This is a genomic window from Sphingobacterium sp. JB170 (genome assembly GCF_900163865.1).
In the GTDB taxonomy this organism is placed as follows: Bacteria; Bacteroidota; Bacteroidia; order Sphingobacteriales; family Sphingobacteriaceae; genus Sphingobacterium.
In genome coordinates this window covers 41,436-64,956 of sequence record NZ_FUKU01000061.1, presented here as the reverse complement: position 1 = coordinate 64,956, position 23,521 = coordinate 41,436, and the positions used below count along the sequence as shown (strand labels likewise).

The window sequence follows — 23,521 nt, the reverse complement described above, 5'->3', positions numbered from 1 at the left end:
AACTATCTGTTTGGTTGTTGATCTATCACTGAACTTTTAGCTACTTCACCACTAGGGATAGAAAAATAATAATCTAATGGTGTATAGCCAAATGTTTTAGAGGACACCCACTGGAAGCGTGCATCGAAGAAATATTTACCATCCTCGGTTGAAAAGAATGGATAAAGGCCGCGAAATCTAAAATTCTCATTGTTGCTGTACGTCTCCTTTGGGCGTTCTTCTCCCCAAAAACCATCACGACCTTCATAATGGAGTACGCGCCACCGGCGTAGATCCCATTTCGTTTTATGCTCAAATGCGAGCTCTTTGCGTCGTTCTTTGCGTACCACATTGCGATCCTCAATGGATACCGTTAGTGGCGCATCCAGGAGCACTGCCCCTGCGCGCTCACGGATCTCATTGATGGCTTCGGTAGCCACCTGCAGCATATCGCTACCATCGGGTGAAGGGACTCCAGCGGCCTGAAGTTCCACTGCAGCTTCAGCCGCATTCAGCAATACCTCCGCGTAGCGCATCAAAATAAAAGGTTGCGAAGACTTACCTTCTCCGATATCTGCCGTTGAACTTGTTTGAAGCCATTTACGCAAATAGAGACCCGTCAATGTTGCTTCCGGGTTGTCATAAAAAGGGCCATTTTCGCCCGCAGCAAGCATTTGCTGCCCTTGGTATTCAACTTGCTCCTGACCACCTCCGTCGCGTGGGCTGAGGTAGAGCGTTTTAGGACTCTGCGTATAGGCTGGTAAATTCTGATAACGCGTATCAGCATTATTGTAGGCGTAGTTGGTGAACAAGGGTTTGATCGGCGTTCCACCGGTATAGATACCACCGCGTACTTCTATTTGCTGACCACGAAACTCATCACCCGGAAAAATTACGTAGGCGCGTAAGCGCGGTTCCGCATCTTCGAAAAAAGCCATAGGGTCATCGTACATTACGTATGTCCCCTGGGTATTGCTATTTCCCGTTGTCACACGAATGGATCCATCGGGATATCTAGGAAAACCGTCGAAGAGTTCAATAAAGTCCAGTGTGGGACATGTTCCCGCCGACAGCGGCGAGCGAAAAGTAAAGGGCGAGCTGTAGGAGTCCAGACCATGCGTCAAGGTAGGATATAAATATTCTTTAACGTAAATGTTCTCTGGACTGCTTAGGTCGCTGAACATGTCGATCATATTTTGGTATTGTGCACCTTTGTCCCCTGCCTGCCAGCGCTTTTTATAGAGCGAATATCCACCCGCGGACATTACCTCGCGCGCCGCTTTATAGGCCTCAAGAAAATAACGGTTGGACGCCTGCTGCCAGCTATCGTTCTCGAAGCCAATCACGCGAACGTTCGTTTTTTCACCCAGACCGGTTAGTCGTCCAGAAACTGTCTGATTATATTTTGCGACACTACCTGCGTAGAGCATCGCTTGGGACTTAAAGGCTAAAGCTACGTATTTGTTAGAATAGCCCTTTTTTGGACTTTTCTCCTGCATCAGCGCTGCTGCCCTGTCAAAATCTGCTAGAACCTGATCCCAGGTTTCTTCTTCACTTGCACGCGGCACCTCCATCTGTGCGGCTTCAGCCGGGTATTGAATTACGCTTGTCACCAGCGGAATACCTCCAAAACGGCGTGCAAGCGCGTAAAATACGGTAGCCCGCACGTAGTACGCTTCACCTAGGTAGTGATCATACAGCTCTGAAGCAAATTCTTCTTGGTAGTTGGGGAGCATTTCAATAAGGTGGTTGGCATCACGTATCAGTTCGAATGCTTGCCCCCAATAGGCCGTGCGCTCACCAGTAAATGAAGTGGTTATACCATCTCTGTTAACGGCCTCACCTGTTCCGTCGATCCCTAGGGATGCCAGCCAACCGTTATACTCTAAGCCCCACTGGGCCATATATTTAAAATCTTCAAAAGGCATGTGACTATACATGCGTGCAATATAGATATCCATCCCCGCCGGGGTATTCAACAGATCATCATCTGTTACTATATTTTTTGGTGTGATATCCAGCTCAACACAAGACGACACGCTTAATATGCTGGCTATAGATAGTATGATTAGTATTCTTCTCATCGTAATTCTTTTATTGTAAATGATTCCATCGAGTGATCACTAAGTTTTAATAATTGATTGACAGACCAACGGTAAAGGTTTTGTTGAGTGGATACATACGCCCCAGGTCATCGTCGGGGTGCTCAGGATCTACGAAGCGAACTTTGGTAATGGTAAACAAGTTGTACGCATTCGCAAATACGCGCATCCGTAAGGTCGATATCGGCGGTAAGGTATACCCTAGCTCCACACTCTTTAGGCGCAGATAGGACGTACTGACGCGGTTAAATTGCGAGTTTCCTTTCGGATACCGACCGGTGTAGCCATAGTAACCCTCTACCCACTCTATCGAAGGATCGTACGGGTCGGCTGTCGGATCCACCGGGTGCCATCTATCCAAATATTGCGTTAAAGTACCGCCGCCGTTGGTTCCCCAAATAGCATACAGTGGCTCTTTGTATTCCATCGACCCTAAAGCAGAGCCTTGGAATAAAAGGGAAGCATCGAAATTTCGGTATGCCGCCTGAATGTTCATCGAGAAATTGAGCCATGGTGTCTGATCAAAGGCAAAAGGATGTTCATCCTCTCCGTTGATCTCGCCATCACCGTTCCAGTCTTTATACTTATAATCACCGGGCAATATATCACGCTCGGTATAAATCGGATAATTGCGGATATCTTCCCAGCTGGTATACCTGCCTGCTGACTCATAACCGAACTGAAATCCTTGATACCTATTATTTAAATTATCATGTCGCCAGCGGTCATAGGAGTTTTTATATGGACCGTTCTGTACGGCAGTAAGGTATTTATTACGAGTGATGGTCGCTATACCTTTGAGGCTATAATGGAAATCTCCAATTTGGTTTTTATGACGCAACTCGACTTCCAGTCCCAAATTTTGATCACTATTGGCATTCTCTAATGGTGGTGTTGTTCCAAGTACGGTAGGAAATAATCCAGTTCGACGTTGGAACAATCCCGAACGGCGACGGTCGAAATAATCGATCGTGAAACCGAACAAATCATTCCATCCGTCGAAATCTACGCCGATATTAAAGGTACGCGCCTCGTACCACGTTATTTGCTCGTTAGCAATTGCTTTACGCGTCACTCCGGTCACAAATTTATCACCAAGGATGTACCCCGGCGCGTATTGATTATAGTAGCCATTTTCAGCGTTTCCACTCGTCGCTGGATAAATGTATCCGGGAATCCAGCCGAAGTCCCATTCGTTAGCTAGATCGTCCCCAAGCACACCATAGCTCGCACGAACTTTAAACTGTTTTACGAAGTCCAAAGCAACTATATCTTGGAAAAATGGTTCTTCGGAGATACGCCATGCTGCGGAAGCCGAAGGGAAAAAGCCCCACTTATTTCCTGCGGCAAAACGCGACGATCCGTCGTATCTAAACTGTCCCTCGATGATGTATCTACCTTTATAGTCATAATTTGCACGTCCAAAAAGTGCGGCTTTCGCTTCGTCATAGTAATCACCTAACCCCCCAGACATTCCTGTCATCTGCCCATCTTCGACACCTGAAAGCAGGACATCGGATCCAAACGCTAGATTTTTCATCCCGTAGAAGTTGTCGCCGTCGTTCTTTTGAACCTCCCAACCTAACAAGCCACCGATGGTATGATCCTGCGAAAATATACGGCTATAGTTTAAAACGAACTGCCCGAGAACCTGTTGTTTTTCATAAAACTCGCGGCGCAAACGATTAGGACTGCTCAAATCAAATAATTTCTGGTTGTAGTCTCCGGATACCGGGTCCAGCGCATATTGAAAATATTCCTTACGAAAGCTGCTGTTATTATCCGCACGGTAGTCGTACGATACGAGCGCTTTAGCGGACAGCCCTTGTAATGACGGACTGAGCACGCCTAAATCAAAATTTAATACGGCTGAGGATTGCAGGTTTTTTTTCTTGTAGCGTCTATAACCTGATATATCCGAATCGATCATGGCTACCGAATTCTGCTCAAGGTCGAGCCCTTCGAAGTTTAGCATCGTTCCTTCGGGATCAGCGTACGCTGGAAATAGCATCCCCTGCTTCCAATAGTTGCGAATGATATCGACGGCACTATAGTACGGGTTATTTTGTTCGTCCGACATCCCACTTAAGTTCAGCTCTAGCTTAAGCCCTGTTGCTAATTCGGCACTGATGTTCGAACGCAAGTTCGCTTTGTTGTAGTTTAGATCACCTGATTTAAAAAACCCCTCTTGAGAAGTATACCCACCACCGATATAATATTGCACCTTCTCGCTCCCGCCAGAAAAACTGATATCATGCGAGGTTTGTGGGGAAACTTCCGAGAAAACCAATGACGTCCAGTCTGATGATCGGCGTTCCCCCGTCCGGTATGCCTCGAAATCCTCAGGCGTGTAAATGAGGCTCCCACCATTAATGTTATTCATCGATTTTTCGTTGTAAAGGGTCATCGCCTCGGCCGCGCTCGCCAGAAACGGCAGACCTGAGGGCCGCTGGAAAGTGAAGGAACCATTATATCCAATGGCGACCTTCCCTTGTTTCCCCTTTTTGGTAGTGACGAGCATCACCCCATTTGCCGAGCGTACCCCGTAGATGGATGCGGCACCGTCTTTCAGCACCGATACGTTATCGATATCATTCGGGTTAAGTCGCTGGAAGTCCTCTATCGAACGCGGTACCCCATCGATAATCACCAGGGGCGCCCCCATGCCACGAATATCAAAATTCGACTGGTAGCTTCCCGGCTCGGCACTCTTTTGCCATACGCGAACACCGGGAATACGACCGGCAAGCATATTTTGCGGATTCTCATTTTTTGTAGCACGCATTTCGGTTCCTTTAATATCTGAAACAGCGCCCGTGAGTGTTACTTTCTTTTGCGTACCGTAGCCTACCACAACAACCTCGTCGAGAAACTCTTCGTTTCTAGTTAGAATGACATTCACTTGGTTGTTGCCGTCTACGGCTTTCTCAAGGTTGTCGAAACCAATAAATGAGAACAGCAATACGGCACCTTCAGGTACCGATAACATGTAGCGTCCAGACCCGTCCGTGCTCGTGCCCACTTCAGGCGCACTTTTTAGGGTTATCGAAACCCCGGAAATTGGGACGTTATTAACATCCGACACAACCCCTGTCACGGTCTGTTGCGCCAGAAGTACCGTAGGTACCAGGAACGTCAGAATGAAGCCCAAAAGGGGCTTGCTGGTTATCCTGGAAAATAAATTGAGTAGCATAAATGATTAGATTATTTCTGATTAATTGTGTTTTCAAATTCATAACGCGCTAGTAAAGCATATTCTGTGGCAAATGTAAACTGAAACATGCCTTCTACGCCATTGCCATTTGCAAGATCGTCCCATCCACTGAGCAAATCTGCCGGAAGCAAACCTTCTTGCTTAAATTGACTGTACCCATAATCTAGGTTTTGCTGAAAGCTGGCGATAGCATCTGTAGCGCCCGAGTGACTCTTATACACATCGATAAATCCGCGAAGTAGTACGCCATTAAACCAATTTTGAAACCCGTCGGTGCCATAGGTATAGTAACCTGGAAGATCCTTGTCTAGGGTCGCAAAAACGCGGAAGCTAGCCTCGGACAGATTTCTGGTGTGCTGTGAATATTTCACGTCATTTGTCGCTTGGTATAAATCTACGCCACCGGAAAGCATGGTGCCGCTATTGTAGCTAAATACCTCACCAACGGGATCTGTCAACTGTGTGTTCGCGCGGTAACGGACGCCTGCAACCGTTTCATACTTTATCGCACAATCGCCACACCCACCCATCATATCGGTGTATACCCCATGTTCATCGAGCAGCTTCTTATATTGCCAGTCATAAACTTTTACGGCGTAATCTAAGTAGTACGCCGATTTAGGTTTATACACACTCTTGCGAGTCTTACGGTCTTGAGTATCCAGGTAACGGTATTCAATTTCATCCGGCTTACCCGCGTAGATTTTGTGTAACCATACCAGCGCGCTAATTAGAGGGCCATTGCTACACGCGTGCTTGGTAACGTAACCCGGGCCCCATGGTATTCCGCCGTTTTCATTTCCGTGCTGATCGATCGTTGTATCCCAGCCGTCTAGTACATAAGCGGTCAGGTATTCCGCTTTGTCCAAATACGCACGTTCACCGGTTAAACGATACGACTCGAGCAATTCACGGATGAGCCACATCTGGTCGTCGTATACATTGAAGACTCCCTCGACATTCGCCTCGCCTTTTTGATTCACGCGGTCGACAGCGTATACCGACCAAGATTTTGTCTGGGTAAACGAAGTAAGTTCAAATGTTCCAAGGTAATAGTCTGCATTACGATACAGATCGCCAAGCAGCTTGGCGTAACGCGCGAACTGCGCATCGTATATTTCGGTGTGGCCGTTCTGTTTAGCGAGTGTTAAACCATGTAATACGGTATTGATCGATTCTATTGCCGCTGTATACATCCATACACTAGCCTGCTCGCTGGAACGTACTTTCGTCAAAGGATTGTAATAGCGGCTCATGACCATCTCCTGACCGCTGAAGTAAGTGAGCATCGTGGTGTCGATAAGACCTATAGCGCGCTCCAAATTGCGAAGGCCTAAATTACTATTACTGGCCATTGTCCCCTCATTAGTTTGAACGTTACGAGGGGATTTACATCCAAAAGCTGTTACCGAGAGTAACGCCAGCAATAGTACCGAGAGTATTCTTTTATGATTCATTAACACAGGTATAAAATATTCGATATGGTTAGTATCGCGTTTATAATTAGAATCAATATTAATACAGTTAGATTAATTTTTGGGTTAAAAAAAGCCTTTTAACCCAAAAAAAAATTTTAACCCACCGCTTTATAAACAAACAATTGTAATTTGAGCAAAGGCGAAAACCATTTCTAATGGAATCGAAAAGCTAAATCGATTTTATTTCGTGTTATTATTTAGCTAATTTTACGGTAAATCAATTAGAGAGAATCATTGTGAAAGGAGTTTGGCGGTTAATTGAGGAGTTTCGCACTACCCTACATTATATGTTATTTAGGATAGGACCTATTTTATTAATCCTGTGTAATATGGCCGGCGCCCGCGCTCAAGGCATCGGATTTAACGGTGGGCACAAACCGATCGATGAGCGTACATCGATCGAGCTTTTCCCGGAGTATCAAGCTACTTTCAAACACCAACTAGACATAAAATTCGAACTTGGTTTAACCTCTGCCAACCCCACCATTGGCTATATCTTACGTATTAAAAATAAGCAGCGGGCAACCATTCTAAATCTCCATTACGACGAAGAAAATGAAAATGCCATCCTACGTTTAAATGAGGAAGGAAAAGCGAGTATCATTACGCTTGTCATGAAAAAGGAAACTTTACATAATCAGCGCTGGTTTCCTGTACATATTCATTTAGATATGGATCAAGGTAAAGCCTCGCTATCGGCAAACAACATGGAATCTCTGTCCAGCGCAGCCGGACTACCCAAGGAATATAATCCATCGATTATCTTCGGAAAAAGTGATCATTTGATTGATGTGCCTCCGGTGGCTATACGGAACCTTTGGATTGGAAATACGAACGAATCCTACTTTTTCCCCTTTCGAGAACATGCTGGAACGCGCGTGCACGAGCAGCACGGAGTGGTCATGGGGAACGTCAGTAACCCCATATGGCTAATTAACGATTCCTACCACTGGAAGCAGACTTTCGAGAAGGCATCCCTTACAAATGCAGGATCTGATTACAGTGCCGCGCGAAACGAGGTTTACTATTTTAACGCCGAGGGTATGACCATCTTCAACATCAAGAGTGGCGAAACCAAAAGCGTCAAATTCGCGTCTTCATGCCCCATTCGGATCGTTCTGGGCAATAGCTTTGTAGATGAAGGGGCCGGTAAGCTGTATGTATATGAGACGTTCTACGATCCGCCCTATTCCGGACCAACACTGGCGAGCCTTGATTTAAACACTCTGGTATGGACGGCCGAGAGTAACGATAGGGTTGGACTTGAGCTGCACCATCACAGTTCTTTTTTTAACAACCGCGATAGCAGTTTCACCGTGTTTGGTGGTTTTGGTGCAATGCGCTATAGCAACGAGTTTTACACGTATTCCTTGCTGGAACATTCCTGGCGGACTGCGAAGATTAAAGGAGATCACATCGTCCCACGGTATTTCAGTTCCGCTGGGCAACCGATGGGTGACCGAGATATTGTTTATTTGTTCGGTGGTATGGGTAACGAAGCAGGAAAACATATCATCGGCAGAAAATATTTCTACGACCTTTATAAATTAGATCTAGATAAGGGAGAGATACGCAAAAAATGGGAAGCCCCGGGAGAGCCAATAGATTTTGTGCCAGCACGCGGCATCGTCATCCCCGACAGCATTAATATGTATGTTTTAGGCTACCCTGAGCATCTAACGAACTCTTTTATTAAACTGTATCGCTATGATCTAACGCGCGGTGAACACACGATCTTAGGGGATTCCATTCCTATATTTTCTGACCGCATATCCACCCGAGCAAAATTATATTATGACCATGCGCAAAAGAAGTTAGTCACGCTCGTACAGGAATCTCCGGACGACGTGCGCTCAACGCTTAAAGTGTTCGTTCTGGATTTCCCGCCTATATCCGAAGCTTCATTAAATGCTTTGCACAAGCAGTCCACCACGCGTGCAAAACTACTTGATGCACTCCTAGCGTTCTTGCTCTGCACGGCTTTAATACTACTCATCCGTAAGGCTCAAAAACCTCGTCCACGTGATATTCTACCGGACAGCCTCCCAGTTGAAGCCCCTATTCAAGCTACAGGACACAAACCTAACAGTGTTCAACTATTCGGCGACTTTACTGTAATAAATCGAGCGGGGAAGGATATCTCGCATCTTTTCAGTCTACGCTTACGTCAGGTATTCTGTTTACTGCTTTCCAAAACCGGTGAGAATGGTGTCAGTTCACAGTTGTTAAATTATACGCTATGGCCAGATAAAGAAAAAGAAAAGGCAAAGACTCTACGTGGGGTAACAATCAATCATCTAAGAAAAGTGTTAAGCGAACTATCGGGTGTTGAGATTGTGTTTAGCAAAGGTCATTTCCGTCTGGTTATTGGCGATGAGTGTTACTGCGATTACTTAGAATGCATGCGCCTAGTCGATGAACTACCAGAAATGCGAAATCAGAACGAATACCTTAGTATTTTATCTCGTGGCAAGTTCCTACTTGGGACAGACGATATCGTATTTGATAAACTAAAAGAAGAAACTGAATCAAAGGTAATCCCTATGTTGTTGGAAGACCTAAGACAGTCGGCGAAATTTAATCGTCCTCATAAAACGATTCAGATAGCCAATTGCATCTTTCAATTCGATCCTATTAATGAACAAACGCTATCCTACTGTATCAAAGCTAAAATTCAGATTAAACAAGAGGTCAAGGCGCACGAACTGTATTACCGTTTTTCGACAGATTATCAAAATGTTATGGCCGAAAAATTTGCTATTAGTTTTCAGGATCTTCTCAAAAAACAATACACGAGCAGCGATTGAATAAATTTTTAATACTTGTTCAGAATAGTATAACAACTTAAAGGGCTCTAAAACTAAAAATGCACCGCAGAAGCCAGGTCAAACGATTGATTATTTTTTAAAAAATTAAATTAAAAATCTTTACCCGTAAAAAATTCGATCAATAGTCGCTTAATGAACACGGGCGTAATCCAAAAGTTGGCTAGAGATTTTCTTATGTGGCATACTATATAGGCGCAACATCAAATCAAAAAATGTATACTAAAAATCTTATCATAGATCAACGATAGCTGCTCGCGTTTTTCTTAGTTTTGAACTAAACATGAAAAATATCGGATTTTTATCATTTGGTCACTGGGGAAATCACCCCTCTTATCAGACGCAATCAGCGGGCGATACATTGCTTCAGTCAATTGATTTGGCTGTCGCTGCTGAGCAAATCGGAGTAGATGGCGCTTACTTCCGTGTGCACCATTTTGCAAAACAACTTGCCTCCCCTTTTCCGCTGTTAGCGGCTATCGGCGCCAGAACAAGCAAAATAGAAATTGGCACGGGCGTTATCGACATGCGATACGAGAACCCGTTATATATGGTCGAAGACGCTGGTGCGGCCGATCTAATTTCTGGAGGTCGATTACAGCTAGGAATTAGCCGAGGTTCGCCAGAGCAGGTACTCGAGGGATGGCGCTACTTCGGTTACGAGCCACAACAAGGCGAAAGTGATGCAGACATGGGACGGCGTAACGGCTTGGAATTCTTCCAAAAATTAAAAGGAATTGGTTTTGCGCGACCTAATCCGAACCCCATGTTTCCGAATCCTCCGGGCCACCTACGCTTGGAGCCGCATTCCGACGGGCTCCGCGAGCGTATCTGGTGGGGAGCTGGTTCTAACGCGACAGCGGTATGGGCGGCTGAAAATGGCATGAATCTTCAAAGTTCAACGCTAAAAGATGATGAAAATGGAAAACCATTTCATGTTCAACAGGCCGAACAAATAAGATTATATAAAGAAGCGTGGAAGCTTGCAGGGCACGATCGTGAGCCACGTATCTCCGTGAGCCGTTCCATTTTTGCTATCGTCAACGACCAAGATCGCATGTATTTTGGCCAAGAATCCGAGCGAAGTGATCAAATCGGAATAATTGAAAAGGATAAACGTGCAATCTTCGGGAGAAGCTACGCGGAGGAGCCGGATAAATTAATTGAGCAGCTTGCAAAAGATGAAGCTATTCAAGAAGCCGACACAGTGCTGTTAACTATTCCAAATACCTTAGGTGTCGATTATAATATTCACGTACTCAATTCCATTATTAAGCACGTGGCCCCGGGACTAAATTGGCGCTAAAATCAAGGAAAGAGAATATGGCAAAGTACTGTTCTCTTTCCTATTTTGCGAAACGTCCTTCGATCTAAGTTTCTAAATCAGCTCGTTCTTTCAATTTAAAACGTAACAGCTCTTCGAACCAATAAACTTCGGCCGTAAATGCCATGCTTAACATAAAAAATTGATAAATTCTTCAATATTACGACGAAAATTCGTCCAATTATGTATTTCTTGTATATACACGACCATAACGCTCATAAAAGGAATCAATACTGTTATCATTCCAAATCTTGAGATTTTCGGCATCTCATATATGTAAAAACTGCCTCTTCCAAAATTTGAAAGAGGCAGTTTTAAAAAAAATATTCCTTGTTAATTATAGCCGGGGTTTTGCTCTAGAGCATTATTTCCCGAAATAGCTTGTGTAGGCACCGGAAAACGGTTCAAATGTGCCGAATTCTTTGGTGCGTGGTCCCACCATTGCTCTGTAACAAAACTGTTCCACCGTATTAAATCTGTACGGCGACGTCCCTCGCCTATAAACTCAATACTCCATTCATCTAGCATTCTATATTTGTCCAAATTGGTTGCCGTGACTGGATTGGGGTCCGCCGAATCTAGAAAGTTCCGTTCGCGGACCTTGTTAATCAAGTTTGCTGCCTCAGCGGAATTACCTTCGCGTAAGTTGCATTCGGCCAACATATAATATATTTCAGCCAATCGAATGATTGGAAGGTCAGCTCCCCAACGAAGTGTATTTTCGGCTATATTTGGAATCGGCACCTTGACCAGACGAATGCCTGTGTTTTCCTCACCTTCCGATATTTTAGATGGTAGTTTATCTACACTAGTATATTTCTTACCTGCACCAACTTCGGAAAAACGTCCAACTTGATCGACAAATACCAGTGGTTCATCTTTATACTCTTCACCGCCGATAATCTCGGCTCCTTCCGGTGATTTGTGTGCCCCCACTATAAACATCCCTTCATATTGCCCACTTCCAGTAAATCGATATGGTTGCTTTCTGATGTCGCCTTGATCGAATTTTTCAAAGGGAGAGCCTAATTTAAACTCCATTGTATAAAACGTTCCGTCGGGTTTACGCGAAGGCTGTAAATGGGCTCCGTTATTTCCTCCTAAATCTTGATTAAAATACTGTTTGGTATTATAGTGGTAAAAATCGGCGTAAAACCACTTGTATTCCATTTTTTTAAATTCCGATGGCATAGACCATATTAATTCAGGCGATCGATCATTTTTAAACCCGTGAGGCCCGTTCCAATCACTGTCAATTGCATACGTACCATATTCGTTGTTTATAATTCCCTGCGCTAATACTTTAGCTTCCGCGTACATCGGCTTATTAATATAAGACTCAGCATTAAAATACAATTGAGCAAGCATGGCTGCGGCTGCCCCTTGTGTAATTGCACCTTCTTCTGGCGCACCATCCACTTTTGCAGGAATCGTTTCGATCGCTTTTCTCAGGAGCTTTTCTATATGGTTAAAAGTTTCGACGTCGGTATTGCGTGGCAAGCCTTCACCTTCGAGTGATTCAAAAACCGGCATACCACCAAAAAAATCTAGACCACGTAAATAAAAAAACGCGATCAATGCATCCAGTTGACTCAGATGTGAAAGTTTTAACTCTTCGGTCAGTTGAAATTGTGTATAATCGAGTTTTTCCAAATCACTTTTCGCATCTAAAGCGAGCGCTACGCCCATCAACGTACCACGCCAGGATCCCCAAACCCAATTGTCGTCGGGAGTCCAAGTATGGTAATGAAACCGTTCATTCTCTCCCCCGTTATACCAATGACGACCTTTGGTGGTAATTGCGAAATTATCCGCCGTATATTCCTGGAGGCGCCAACGATCCTCACCTAAGTACCATTTAGCGTGTGTGAAAGGACGAAATAATGCGGCCTTTATATCCTTTTCATTTTCAAAAAATGTCTCTGGTGTCACCGAACTATAGAATTCCTGATCTAGTTTAACGCAGCTTCCGATAGATAGAAGACCGAGGCCAGTGCATAAAAATAAAATATATTTTTTCATCGTTATTTTCATTAAAAATTAAGTTGTAATCCGAACATGAACGTTCTGGTTTTCGGGAATACATTTTTTTCCTCGAAACCAGGTTCTAAGCCGTTAATATTTACTTCCGGATCTAGTCCTGAATATTTGGTAAAAACGAAAAGATCACGCCCCGTGGCGTATACTCGCAAGTTATTTAGCGGTTTTATCGCAGCCTTGTTGAATGTGTAACCAATACTAATTGCGTCTACTTTTAAAAAATTCCCCTTCTCCAACCAGTAATCGGAAAGTTCTTTCTCACCAACAATATTCTTGTGATCCTCGTATGCCTCTTCTAACACGTTCTGTCCTTGCACATTCGGTAAGCTATAATACATATTAATCATGTTAAATACGTCATGACCTAACCAACTACGCATGTATATGCTTGCATCCCAATTCTTGTAGGTAAATTGATTGTTCCAAGAAAGCTGAATGGTCGGGATCGCCTGTCCGACGAATGCTTTTTCTTCTTGTGTTTTGGCTTTATCACGCACGTCAAATGCATTCCCCTCTTGGTCGAATAACATCCAATAACCGTCCTCGGTAAATCCAGCAAACTGCCATAAAAAGAATCTACCAATTTCTTGATTCGGATATAGCCGCACGGCAGTACCTGGAGAGCCCGGCCCTGGAAAATTTTTATTATCCGCGAATGTTTGACTTCCCCATAATGAATTTAATTTACTCGTGTTATGCGAGCCGACAATTGCTGTGCGATAGGTGAAGTTTTCATTGTCAATAGCGTTATAATTTAACTCAAATTCAAATCCATTATTTTCCATACTACCAACGTTCATCGTTGTTTTATCGTGAATGGCTGGCGGTTGGGATACCGAAATATCGTATATCAAATCGTCAATTACACGTTTATAAACGTCAAAACGACCTCCTAGCCTATTATTCAAGATGGAAAAATCCATTCCTAAATTATATTCCTTTTTAACTTCCCATTTTATCCCGGGATTCTGATTATGTTTAACGCCATAGGTTTGAAACCATTTGCCGTCTTGCAAAAACCAGGAATCGGCACGATACATCCTAGTGGATACATCTGCGCCAAACCCCTCATTACCTGTTTCACCATAACCTGCTCTAAACTTCAAGTCATTAATAAACGAAACGTCTTTCATGAACGATTCCTCGGACATTCGCCATCCTAGAGATAAACCTGGGAAAAATCCCCAACGATTCTCTGGGGCAAATTTAGACGAACCCTCGTACCGGGCGGTACCGGTAATGATATATCGATCCAAATAAGAGTAATTTACACGTCCAAAAAAAGCAGCCAATTTCACCCATGGATTTTTCCATGAGCCGAGCTCTGCACGCCCCTCCGACAAATAGCTACCGGAGGCAAAATCGTGCTCTCGGATACCATCAACCGAAAAATCAGAATTAGCTCCTTTAAAACCCTGACCGTTAAAATCCTGATAACTATAGCCACCAACCGCATTTATAGAGTGATCTTCCCATCGTCTATCATAAGTTAAAGACCACTCGACAACGCGATCTGTAAATCGCTTGTAGTCCTGACTAGCAAAGCCGTCTACGTTGTCTTCGCGCGATATACGGTGTTGTGCGGAGCGAAATAAAGAACCGTGCTCGGTATTCCGTTTCACTCCGACTGTTGCGCTCGTAGTTAGGAATTCGTTTAATTTAATTTTTAATGTGGTATTCGCTAAAAGGTAATCATATTTGCGCCGATCATCACGAAGCTTAACTTCGGCTAAAGGGTTCCAGTAGTCATACCCACCCACGAGCACGTTGTAACCAGTAATGTCATTATCATTAAATGGCGTCTCAGTAGGATTCAAAACCATCGCCATATTAAAGATGTCCTGATTCGTAAAATCAGCATCGGCTTCATTATAACTTATATTAGTTGCTAACTCCGCACGGCCGTCGAAGAATTTGAAGTTTGTATTTACACGTCCGCCAATTTCACCTCTTTTGGATCCTAAGGCAATACCCGTTGCGTCCCGCTTGGTGAACGTCGCATAGACGTTGGCATTCTCTGAACCACCACTAACGTTTATTACCTGACGATGACTAAAAGGGTTGTCGTTCGTTACCTGATCGTACCAATCAGTCCGATGTCCAAGGTCATCCCCTAATCCAAGCTCAACAAATCGGTCTGCAGAAAGCACCTCCGGCCGCTTACGAATTCCCTCGAGAAAATATTCCGAAGTAAAGTTAACAACGGCTTTTCCGATCTGCGGGCGCTTTGTGGTAATTAAAATAACGCCCCCCGAAGCCCGAGTACCATATATCGCTGCACCTGATGCGTCACGTAAAATATTAATTGATTCGATATCCTCTTTGGCAACCGAATTCACGTCACCACCTGGCACCCCATCAATAACAACTAACGGTCCTTGCGATGCCTTCACGGAATTAACCCCGCGAAGCTGCAGGCTTACGCTAGAATTAGGGTCAGTACCATTTTCAGACACGACATTCAAACCCGGAACTTTCCCTTGCATTGCCATGAGCGGGGATACAGAGCCTGGCACCATTTCATCAGGCCGAATTGTTGTCACCACACTTGTTAGCTGCTTCTTCTCCAGCGAGCCATATCCAACGACTACCACCTCGTCAATTCCTTGGGGATCTTCTTGGAGAGTGACCACCAATTGTTTTCCATCAACCGATACTGTTTGGTTCAAATAGCCCACCATTGAAATGGTCAATGTTGCTCCGCTTGAGACGCCCGGTAATTCGAAATCACCGTCCTTGGCGGATTGTGTTGCGAGCGAGGATCCATTGACCGTGATTGTTGCCCCGGGTAAAGGGTTTCCATTGGCGTCTTTAATAACCCCTTTTACATCTTGTTGGAATGCAGAAAGTACATACGTCGAGGCTGCCGCATCGGTAATCGGAAGCACAGAGAGAGAGCCACTGAACAATAAAATTTTTGTTAGTGTCCTAAAATTAATAGGTTTTGTTTTCATCCAGTTTAAATAGTTTATGCGTTGAAACGATGGGTTTATAAACCGCTAAAATCAGACATCAGTGTTCGGGCGAACATTAATATCATATTAGCTGAATCGTTGCAGCAAATATACAATTTAATGCGAGAGGAGGAAAACAGGTCTGAAAACAACGGTGATAGGCATCTCCACCGTTAACTGCTCAAAAACAAATTGGTATTATCCTGTAGGGTATAAGTATTTTACTTTCTGAACGATACGACCAAGTTTGATTATTTTCATATTTGTTTAAACTTGGAATTTTTCAAAGCATAAAAAAGACAGAAACGCCTACACATTGTATAGGACGGACGTGACAAGAACCCTGAATGGTAGCCATGGCGGCCGGTAAAAGACTTTAACCAAATAAATCATATAACGGTAGATTTTTCTAACCAATTAGCGTAATAATTCGTACGTATTTAAGTTGGTGTATCAACTAGATTCGTGGTTCGCTAGCCGGCTACAGCTTCATTAAATTGCGCATCAAAACTAATTATTGACGACTGTAAAAGGTTCGTCCTGACCGTTGTGACAGGTCTTACATGAAATGTTTCGCAGCACGCCGTCGTGTTCATATTTAAAATGCTTTTTATTGATTTTGTTTGTCATCTTTATCATTGCACGCGCTACATTTTTCTTTGGATTTTCGTCTGACGCGAAATCCAAACCGCGCTCGCCGTGCGGCTTCGCAGCATGACAATGTCCACATTTCACACCCAACGCTACATTAAAAGACTTCATTGTACTATCCAACTCTGCGTGGCTGATACTTTTTGGAAGAACCTTGAGATTGATTGGTTGATCGTCCTGTTGTTCTTGTTGGAATCCACTCATGCCGACGACAATAGCAAGTAGAGAGGTAATTACGGTAATATTTCTTCTCATATTAATGTGTTTAACAATAACATTTTCCTATACAGCAAATATCCAGCCATTTGTAATATAAATGTCAGATTTCAACAATAAGAATAGTTACTTTTTTTTGCAAAATAAACCCGGGTGGGCGTCGAAAAATACTAATTTCAATTAATCGTCAAACCTAAAAAGCCGTAGCCGTGAGGACATGAATTATTTAAATCGACCGAATTATTATTCATGGCCCATCTTAATAAAGAAAGCTCAGCAAAAAAGCCGAGCTTTCACGAAAAAACACATCAGTAAAATTGCTTGAATTTAAGAAACGCTTACCTGCTGTGCCGGTTTAACACGTTCCAGATCCTTTTGTAAAATGATTGTTAAAACGCCATTTTCATAACTGGCGTGTACGCGTTCGGTAAGTATGTCATCTTGTAATTGAAATGCGCGCTGGAACGACGCATTGGGCTGTTCCTGGTGAATGAAATTTGCGGCGGCATCTGCTTCTAACGCTAGACCTGATATTGTCAGTATTTGTTTGTCAATACTTATTTTAAAGTCTTCTTTCCGACGTCCGGCGGCGTAAAGCTGCACTTGGTAAAACTCGTCATTCTCCATGATGTTCACGGGAACGTGTTGGCCTTGTGTGGAGTCACCAACTGGTGAACTGTCTGCAAAAAAATGTTGTTGAAGCTTCTCAAACTTTTGCTTGAAATTTCCATTACAGAATTTATTTTCGCCTTGGAAACCGGTTTTTGAATAATTATCTCTATTGAACATGTTGTTTTAATATTTAAAGAATTAATAGATAGGTACGATTGTTTTTTTATTTTCTTGAAATGCGTGTTGCACCGGAACTATAGCGCTTTGCTGCTGGCGGTATACGGCGTACATTGGATATGGGCTAATCGCGCCGTGCTCACTTGTTACCGAACGCTTGCGCTTTCTTATTTTTGCCGATACAAATGAAGTTACGCCAATACCTACGGTAATAAAAAGTATTAATTTAAAGATTGTCCCAATAATTAGGGTTGCTATCCCCAATAATACCGTTAAGACGAGTAGTCGGGGTAAAATGAATCGAAATTTATTTTTCATGTTTTTAATTTTTTATGAATTTTTAAAGGCCTTTGGTATTGTAGACGAATACCGCTATGGATATACTTTAAATTATTTCACTTTTCTTTTCAACAGCACAACGAACAACTGCAAAACCGGGATGATACCCAAATTCTACAATCAACGAAAAAAGACGAAAGCGTGGTTAGACATACAGCGTATCGAATAAAGCTGCATGATTTTGGACGACGAATTTTTATTGCGACGCATAGCCCTATGAGCGGTTCGAGGCACCGCAATGCTAAACGTATTTTGAGATCAGAGTGAAGTAAAGATTCGATCTTACGCAGGAAACTTGGTGCAGAATTGTACGTCGCGACACGCTGCTCTGTTCGTGCGCACCTAAATTATTGCCAGGTTAGATGGTGACAGCGCCACCTTCGTATTTGTCCTTTAATAGTTGTTCTAGTTTTTCAATTTCGGATTGATACATCGTTTTTTTTCGTGTTCCAAAATACAACGTATTCTCGAGCGGCTCGTCCCCTTCCCACACCAATACAATTTTTCCGGATTCTACTGCCTCGCGACATAAGAAATCAGGGACCACAGAATAGCCTTCAGAATTACTTAAACAACGGATGATAGAAGAGATATTAGGTACAATATAATTGGGTGAAAAATCTGGTCGTTCCCCAAAATGTCGCATCCAAAAATCCTTTAAATGATCCATGTCCGCTGCCGTGCTGTACCATAATTGATTTTTCAAGTATTCTACCGCTTCTTTTAAATTTCCACCCGCTATCAACCTATCCAACACGGTGGTATCGGTATTACTTCCAGCTATTAAAACAATTTTTTCTCGCGAAAACGGTTGATAAATCAAATTTTTCTGATTGCCACTGCGGGAAGTTACAATGAGGTCCAATAATCCATGATCCAAATCTTCCTGCATCTGCTTATATAAGCCAAATTTGATAATTAAGTTAAAAGGCAAGTCAGAGATGTACTCCTCCAAGGTGTACTGAAACGTTTCAAAACACATCCCTACTGAAATAGTTGCGCGCTCAACTAGTGTACGTTTATGAAACTGCTGTTCTGCCAACTCCAATTTAAGTAATGGATCTAATATAAAATTATATATCATTTTTCCTTTTTCAGTTGGTACCATCCGACGTGCCTGCCGATCAAACAATTTATACCCCGTATATGCTTCCAATGAGTTTAAATGCAAACTCACACCGGGTTGTGAGATATATAATTCTTGGGCAGCAGCTGACAGCGTACCCGTGTCGTAAATCGCTTTAAATGTTCTTAACCATTCTAAATTCCAGCGCATAACTATAATTAATATAATAGATGTATCAAACTTAAATTATTTTAAATATACATAAAACTAATAGATCTTTGCGCTATCAATAATTAAAATTATCGCAAATGAATGTATTTATCATTAATGCAGGACAGATATTTTCTCATTCAGGGGGAAAATTCAATGACTCACTAACCGATTGGACAAATCTATTCTTCGAAAATACGGGCAGTTCAGTACGTATTTTCAATATCAATGATGGCTTCGAAGCGAGTGCTCAAGTTAAAAATTTTAAGTGGGCAGATCTTATCGTCTATCATACCCCTATTTGGTGGTTTCAACTGCCCAACCGCTTCAAGTTGTATATCGACAACGTCTTCAACGAAGGGCATCGTAACGGAATGTACTCAAGCGACGGCCGAAGTAGAAAAAACCCGGCAATAAATTATGGGACGGGCGGATTAATGCACGGCAAAAAGTATATGGTCACAACGACCTGGAACGCTCCGGACACCGCATTTACACTTGAAGGTGAGTTTTTTGATCAAATTGCTGTAGACGACGGGATTTTGTTTGGCTTTCACAAAATGAATCAGTTTGTTGACTTGCAAAGAGTTTCTGGAATGCATTTTCACGATTTAGAAAAAAACGCCACACCGAAACGAGTTGATAGTTATCATCAGCAGTACATAAAGCACTTAGAAAGTCAGTTTCCAACTATCTTAAAATAAGCAACTTACTAACTGATCGGGTCAAATATATAGGCTCGCATTCTTTATAACTTTCAAAATAGTTGCGGGTACGTATAACCGAAATTGGCCGCACCAAGAGGTCCAAAAAAGGGTTCTTTTATCGAGCGAATTGTGCCAAATAAAAGAACCTTTTTTATCTAATTCCCCACTTTAAGCCAAACGCACCTTAAAAGCCACATTTGTCTTGAAAACGTCTTTTCCATTCCTCGCGTAACCGGTCTCGATCTTCGGGAGATCGATCATCTTGATCTCCGCTATCTATATCGTATTCGCGCCTAAATCTTCGCGGCCTTCCGGGCTTACCGCCAAAAAATAATTTCGCGAGTAAAAACAAGCCAAATGCTTGCCAATAGGTAATTTCCTTCAGCCCAAATATATCAGGCATAAGCCAGTTCCATAAGTATTGCACGACCGCGATAACTAACAGAACCATTGTGATCACCGCTATGACAATTAGCGCGATCTTTCCTTTGCTCTTTTTTTTCATATTTCTATTCATCGCACATCATATTAATAATTTAACTCCTCATACAGCGCACGCATACGAAGACGCAAATGCTTCACCGCGTACCCCTTCCTACTTATTACGGTCTTTAAATTCACGCCATCCTGCAGGGCTATCTCTTTGAGCGTCATCTCTTCAATTTCATTACGAATATACACCGTACGTTGATTTTCTGGTAACTCGGCTAGTGCCTTCATTAACTCATCCCAAAATATGTCTTTAAAGATCTTAAGTTCGGGATTATTACTGTCATCAGCAACTAGTAAATGCTCAAGGGAAAAGTCTTCTTCGTCCTTTGCTGCCGTCAGATCTTCCAGCGAATCGTTTTTCTTTTTTCGATAGTTGTCGGTAATTTTATTTCGTGTAACCGAGTACAACCATGCCCCTGTATTTTCTAACCCATCAATATCACTTATCCGGGAGAATTGATACCAGACTTCCTGCAGAATATCTTCCGCATCCACAGCCTTGCTAACCCTCGCTTTCACAAAGTGCATCAATTGGTTGCTATAAGTTTTTACAACCGCCGCAAATGATCGAGCATTTTTTTCCGCCATGTTTTCTGGGTAGAGCCTATCCATAATAGTATAGACGAATAAATCCCGCTTTTACTTTAAACTATTTAAATAATTTAGTGACAAGTCCGCTAAATCTTAAATGAAGTGGTTCGCACCCCATATTTTACCTTGCTTAGGGTTTGGCGAGCACTTGCTTCTGCATCGTGAGTTCTTTTTTTAAATCCGAGTATGAAACATTTTGCACATCAATACCGCCATCAATGGCGAGCGAAGCGGCTATTGCCGCGCTTTGAGCAAGAATCATAAAAACAGGTTCCATACGTATGCTTCCGAAAGCTATATGCGAGCTGGAAAGACATACCGGGACCAGTAAATTTGTACACTCCTCTTTTTTAGGGATTAGTGAACCGTAGGATATCTTGTATGCCCCACGTTTGGGCGCGACGCCGATATCCCCTTCATTTTGTACGTACCCGTCTTTCTTTACATAACGTTGCACATTATGCGAATCAAGGGCATAGGACCCCATCCCGACGGGATCTGCCACCTCCTTATCACTAAACGTATCGTGTTCGGTCATCACATATTGCCCCACCATCCGCCGCGCTTCACGAATATAAAGCTGATGCGGCCAATTACCGTTATCCACGAATTCATCTTTAGCAAGCCCCCACAGGGACATCCGGGCGCGCACATCGTCAGGCACTTTAGGATCATTAGCTAAAAAATACATTAATCCTTTTTGATAGCGTTCGTGCGCTTTAATGATCTCTTTTCGCTCTTCATAGGTGCTTTCGGGATAGCCATAATTCATTCCGATAAAATCGGTACTAAATGGACCGTGATTATTTGTGTCTGTTTTCCGATTAGGAATGGCATCAAACTTCTCAAAGGTCTCGCTCCAGCCCGATGCAAACACCCGCGCTAGGAGTTCATAATTTTCAGCATCATAGCCTTCTGGCTTTTCGAATGGCACCTTATTTTGGGGAACGTTACTCAAGCACATTCTAAAGCAGTAGGCTTGTATGCGCTCGTCCGCCTCACCATAGTTGCCGGGAAACTCCCCCGAAACACCATATAACAGGCCGCTGGAGCTATCTCCCGCAGTGCGATACGGACTAATATCACTTTTAAACCAATGTCCGTGATGAAGGACACCCGTTTGTACGCCGTTCCATTTTTCGTTGTATGTGTTTCTGGCTTCTCGTCCTACATGATAGCTGACTCCTGCGGCCGCCATCAGGTCACCTTCGTAAGTCGCATCAATGAACATTTTTCCGACATAAGTCTTTCCGTTAAGTGTTGTGATGGATACGATACGATTCCCCTCTAACTCTACGCCACGTTCCCTGTCTAACCATTCGTCCCTGTGCACCACTAATCCAAATTCTAAAACGTAATCCTCGAATATCGACTCGGCAACATGAGGTTCAAATATCCACATCGTTCGATTTTCGCCATCCATTGCTGGTGTCCCTTGTCCCTGGTTTCCATATTCATCCTGCTGCTGCCAGCTCCAGGCTGAGCTATCTTGGTAGTGCATATATACACGGTGATAAAAATCTCGTGCCAATCCGCCAATCACAGATTTGTCTCCCGTATCACTAAATCCAAGTCCACCTGACGATAATCCACCTAAATGTTTGTCGGGCGAGACGATAATAACGGACTTTCCTGATTTTTTAGCCTGAACAGCAGCAGTGATGGCCGCTGATGTCCCGCCGTATATGATTAGGTCCGCCTTTTGCGAATCGCGTTGGTTTGACTTACAGCCGCCTATTAAAAATATGGCTACAGCGCTAATCGTAAATAGTAGCTTTTTCATAAGAAGTCTTTTTTTATCGTGTTGTAAGATTGCGGCACGACCACACAGCGAGCGTTAGATCCCAATCTATCAAAATTTTTCACGTCGGGTTTGTTTAATTTGTTTTCTCCGGACCAAACGCCCACAATCTACGGCCTGTAGGATCAAACGCATATAAACTTAAACGGATGTCGATAATCGAGGAACGCTTACCGAAGTTTTAGGAAACAGCAATATCATTATCAATTAGTTCAATTCGGTTGTTCACTAGTTGTTCTTTTCCCCAGGCACGTAAATATAGAAAAATATTATGGGATGTTTGTTAGTCTGCTCCGATCTTGTCAAATAATATATAATCCCGGGTCGCTCATGATTAACCCTGCCTATTTAGCCGAAATTGAGATATAAATAGGCGAAATTAAACGGTAAGAATTTTACCACACACCGTTTTTATGCGTAATTTTGAGTAATGGAAACACAAAAGAACAACCCATTGCATGGTAAAAGACTGGACACTATAATTGAAGAATTATTAGCGCATTACGGTGGATGGAAACCCTTAGGGCAAATTGTAAGAATCAATTGCTTTGTGGAGAACCCGAGTATGAATTCTTCCTTAACTTTCCTACGCAAAACCCCGTGGGCGCGTAAAAAAGTAGAAGACTTATACATTGAAACCTTTTACTGTTAAGACCTTCGCTCCTGCTGGGGCAAAATCCGCTACATGGAAAAAGTAGCATGCGAGCGCAGCAGATCTAGACCATTTTTGTATATTTATCCGC

17 protein-coding genes are annotated in these 23,521 nt (G+C 43.1%); 5 read left to right on the top strand and 12 right to left on the bottom strand.

Translation table 11 applies throughout. The features are described 5' to 3' along the window. Positions 1-2: 2 nt before the first annotated feature. From FM107_RS16570 to FM107_RS16560, 3 genes are read right to left on the bottom strand one after another with little or no spacing between them, the layout of a single operon-like run. Positions 3-2,063 (bottom strand): RagB/SusD family nutrient uptake outer membrane protein, encoded by a 2,061-nt coding sequence (locus FM107_RS16570; RefSeq protein WP_086949609.1) that lies wholly within the window; start codon positions 2,061-2,063, stop codon positions 3-5. A 46-nt stretch (positions 2,064-2,109) separates the two neighbouring features. Then, positions 2,110-5,274, bottom strand: coding sequence for a TonB-dependent receptor (locus FM107_RS16565; protein WP_086949608.1), 3,165 nt, complete (start codon positions 5,272-5,274; stop codon positions 2,110-2,112). 11 nt (positions 5,275-5,285) lie between these two features. Next, positions 5,286-6,752 (bottom strand): glycoside hydrolase family 76 protein, encoded by a 1,467-nt coding sequence (locus FM107_RS16560; protein ID WP_086949607.1) that lies wholly within the window; start codon positions 6,750-6,752, stop codon positions 5,286-5,288. A gap of 308 nt (positions 6,753-7,060) precedes the next feature. Between FM107_RS16560 and FM107_RS16555 the strand changes: the two genes are divergently transcribed. Next, positions 7,061-9,580: a DNA-binding transcriptional activator gene (locus FM107_RS16555; RefSeq protein ID WP_143559519.1), complete on the top strand. Its 2,520-nt coding sequence runs from the start codon at positions 7,061-7,063 to the stop codon at positions 9,578-9,580. A gap of 301 nt (positions 9,581-9,881) precedes the next feature. Then, entirely contained in the window at positions 9,882-10,904 is a 1,023-nt protein-coding gene (locus FM107_RS16550; RefSeq protein ID WP_086949605.1) for an LLM class flavin-dependent oxidoreductase, read from the top strand. 351 nt (positions 10,905-11,255) lie between these two features. Here FM107_RS16550 and FM107_RS16545 read toward each other — a convergent pair whose 3' ends face one another. The 5 genes from FM107_RS16545 to FM107_RS16525 all read right to left on the bottom strand — a co-directional run bounded on the left by FM107_RS16545 (position 11,256) and on the right by FM107_RS16525 (position 17,890). Next, on the bottom strand, positions 11,256-12,944 hold the full coding sequence (locus tag FM107_RS16545) for a RagB/SusD family nutrient uptake outer membrane protein (RefSeq protein ID WP_086949624.1): 1,689 nt from the start codon (positions 12,942-12,944) through the stop codon (positions 11,256-11,258). Between the two features lie 11 nt (positions 12,945-12,955). Further along, complete coding sequence (locus tag FM107_RS16540; RefSeq protein ID WP_086949604.1) at positions 12,956-15,916, bottom strand: SusC/RagA family TonB-linked outer membrane protein; 2,961 nt, start codon at positions 15,914-15,916, stop codon at positions 12,956-12,958. A gap of 510 nt (positions 15,917-16,426) precedes the next feature. Next, positions 16,427-16,822 (bottom strand): c-type cytochrome, encoded by a 396-nt coding sequence (locus FM107_RS16535; protein ID WP_086949603.1) that lies wholly within the window; start codon positions 16,820-16,822, stop codon positions 16,427-16,429. Positions 16,823-17,110: 288 nt separating this feature from the next. Continuing rightward, positions 17,111-17,572 (bottom strand): Hsp20/alpha crystallin family protein, encoded by a 462-nt coding sequence (locus FM107_RS16530; protein WP_086949602.1) that lies wholly within the window; start codon positions 17,570-17,572, stop codon positions 17,111-17,113. A gap of 21 nt (positions 17,573-17,593) precedes the next feature. Continuing rightward, entirely contained in the window at positions 17,594-17,890 is a 297-nt protein-coding gene (locus FM107_RS16525) for a hypothetical protein (RefSeq protein ID WP_086949601.1), read from the bottom strand. Between FM107_RS16525 and FM107_RS16520 the strand changes: the two genes are divergently transcribed. Then, entirely contained in the window at positions 17,889-18,080 is a 192-nt protein-coding gene (locus tag FM107_RS16520; protein WP_086949600.1) for a hypothetical protein, read from the top strand. The two genes, FM107_RS16525 and FM107_RS16520, sit on opposite strands and share 2 nt — an antisense overlap. A gap of 189 nt (positions 18,081-18,269) precedes the next feature. Here FM107_RS16520 and FM107_RS16515 read toward each other — a convergent pair whose 3' ends face one another. Beyond that, positions 18,270-19,187, bottom strand: coding sequence for a LysR family transcriptional regulator (locus FM107_RS16515; protein WP_086949599.1), 918 nt, complete (start codon positions 19,185-19,187; stop codon positions 18,270-18,272). Positions 19,188-19,285: 98 nt separating this feature from the next. Here FM107_RS16515 and FM107_RS16510 point away from each other — a divergent pair, with 98 nt between their 5' ends. Beyond that, complete coding sequence (locus FM107_RS16510) at positions 19,286-19,891, top strand: NAD(P)H-dependent oxidoreductase (protein WP_086949598.1); 606 nt, start codon at positions 19,286-19,288, stop codon at positions 19,889-19,891. Between the two features lie 187 nt (positions 19,892-20,078). On the opposite strand, the gene FM107_RS16505 is transcribed toward FM107_RS16510, so the two are convergent. From FM107_RS16505 to FM107_RS16495, 3 genes are all read right to left on the bottom strand, one after another. Beyond that, positions 20,079-20,411 carry a hypothetical protein gene (locus FM107_RS16505; protein ID WP_218779032.1) on the bottom strand — a complete coding sequence of 111 codons (333 nt, stop codon included), beginning with the start codon at positions 20,409-20,411 and terminating at the stop codon, positions 20,079-20,081. Between the two features lie 11 nt (positions 20,412-20,422). Then, entirely contained in the window at positions 20,423-20,998 is a 576-nt protein-coding gene (locus FM107_RS16500) for an RNA polymerase sigma factor (RefSeq protein ID WP_086949596.1), read from the bottom strand. Positions 20,999-21,107: 109 nt separating this feature from the next. Then, positions 21,108-22,760: an FAD-dependent oxidoreductase gene (locus tag FM107_RS16495; RefSeq protein WP_086949595.1), complete on the bottom strand. Its 1,653-nt coding sequence runs from the start codon at positions 22,758-22,760 to the stop codon at positions 21,108-21,110. Between the two features lie 448 nt (positions 22,761-23,208). Between FM107_RS16495 and FM107_RS16490 the strand changes: the two genes are divergently transcribed. Next, positions 23,209-23,430, top strand: coding sequence for a VF530 family DNA-binding protein (locus FM107_RS16490; protein WP_086949594.1), 222 nt, complete (start codon positions 23,209-23,211; stop codon positions 23,428-23,430). Positions 23,431-23,521 lie beyond the last annotated feature (91 nt).

Bases quoted from the DNA above. Each gene is read 5' to 3' on its own strand.
- FM107_RS16570 (WP_086949609.1), bottom strand. From the start codon at position 2,063: ATGAGAAGAATACTAATCATACTATCTATAGCCAGCATATTAAGCGTG.
- FM107_RS16565 (WP_086949608.1), bottom strand. From the start codon at position 5,274: ATGCTACTCAATTTATTTTCCAGGATAACCAGCAAGCCCCTTTTGGGC.
- FM107_RS16560 (WP_086949607.1), bottom strand. From the start codon at position 6,752: ATGAATCATAAAAGAATACTCTCGGTACTATTGCTGGCGTTACTCTCG.
- FM107_RS16555 (WP_143559519.1), top strand. From the start codon at position 7,061: ATGTTATTTAGGATAGGACCTATTTTATTAATCCTGTGTAATATGGCC.
- FM107_RS16550 (WP_086949605.1), top strand. From the start codon at position 9,882: ATGAAAAATATCGGATTTTTATCATTTGGTCACTGGGGAAATCACCCC.
- FM107_RS16545 (WP_086949624.1), bottom strand. From the start codon at position 12,944: ATGAAAAAATATATTTTATTTTTATGCACTGGCCTCGGTCTTCTATCT.
- FM107_RS16540 (WP_086949604.1), bottom strand. From the start codon at position 15,916: ATGAAAACAAAACCTATTAATTTTAGGACACTAACAAAAATTTTATTG.
- FM107_RS16535 (WP_086949603.1), bottom strand. From the start codon at position 16,822: ATGAGAAGAAATATTACCGTAATTACCTCTCTACTTGCTATTGTCGTC.
- FM107_RS16530 (WP_086949602.1), bottom strand. From the start codon at position 17,572: ATGTTCAATAGAGATAATTATTCAAAAACCGGTTTCCAAGGCGAAAAT.
- FM107_RS16520 (WP_086949600.1), top strand. From the start codon at position 17,889: ATGTTTTTAATTTTTTATGAATTTTTAAAGGCCTTTGGTATTGTAGAC.
- FM107_RS16525 (WP_086949601.1), bottom strand. From the start codon at position 17,890: ATGAAAAATAAATTTCGATTCATTTTACCCCGACTACTCGTCTTAACG.
- FM107_RS16515 (WP_086949599.1), bottom strand. From the start codon at position 19,187: ATGCGCTGGAATTTAGAATGGTTAAGAACATTTAAAGCGATTTACGAC.
- FM107_RS16510 (WP_086949598.1), top strand. From the start codon at position 19,286: ATGAATGTATTTATCATTAATGCAGGACAGATATTTTCTCATTCAGGG.
- FM107_RS16505 (WP_218779032.1), bottom strand. From the start codon at position 20,411: ATGAATAGAAATATGAAAAAAAAGAGCAAAGGAAAGATCGCGCTAATT.
- FM107_RS16500 (WP_086949596.1), bottom strand. From the start codon at position 20,998: ATGGATAGGCTCTACCCAGAAAACATGGCGGAAAAAAATGCTCGATCA.
- FM107_RS16495 (WP_086949595.1), bottom strand. From the start codon at position 22,760: ATGAAAAAGCTACTATTTACGATTAGCGCTGTAGCCATATTTTTAATA.
- FM107_RS16490 (WP_086949594.1), top strand. From the start codon at position 23,209: ATGGAAACACAAAAGAACAACCCATTGCATGGTAAAAGACTGGACACT.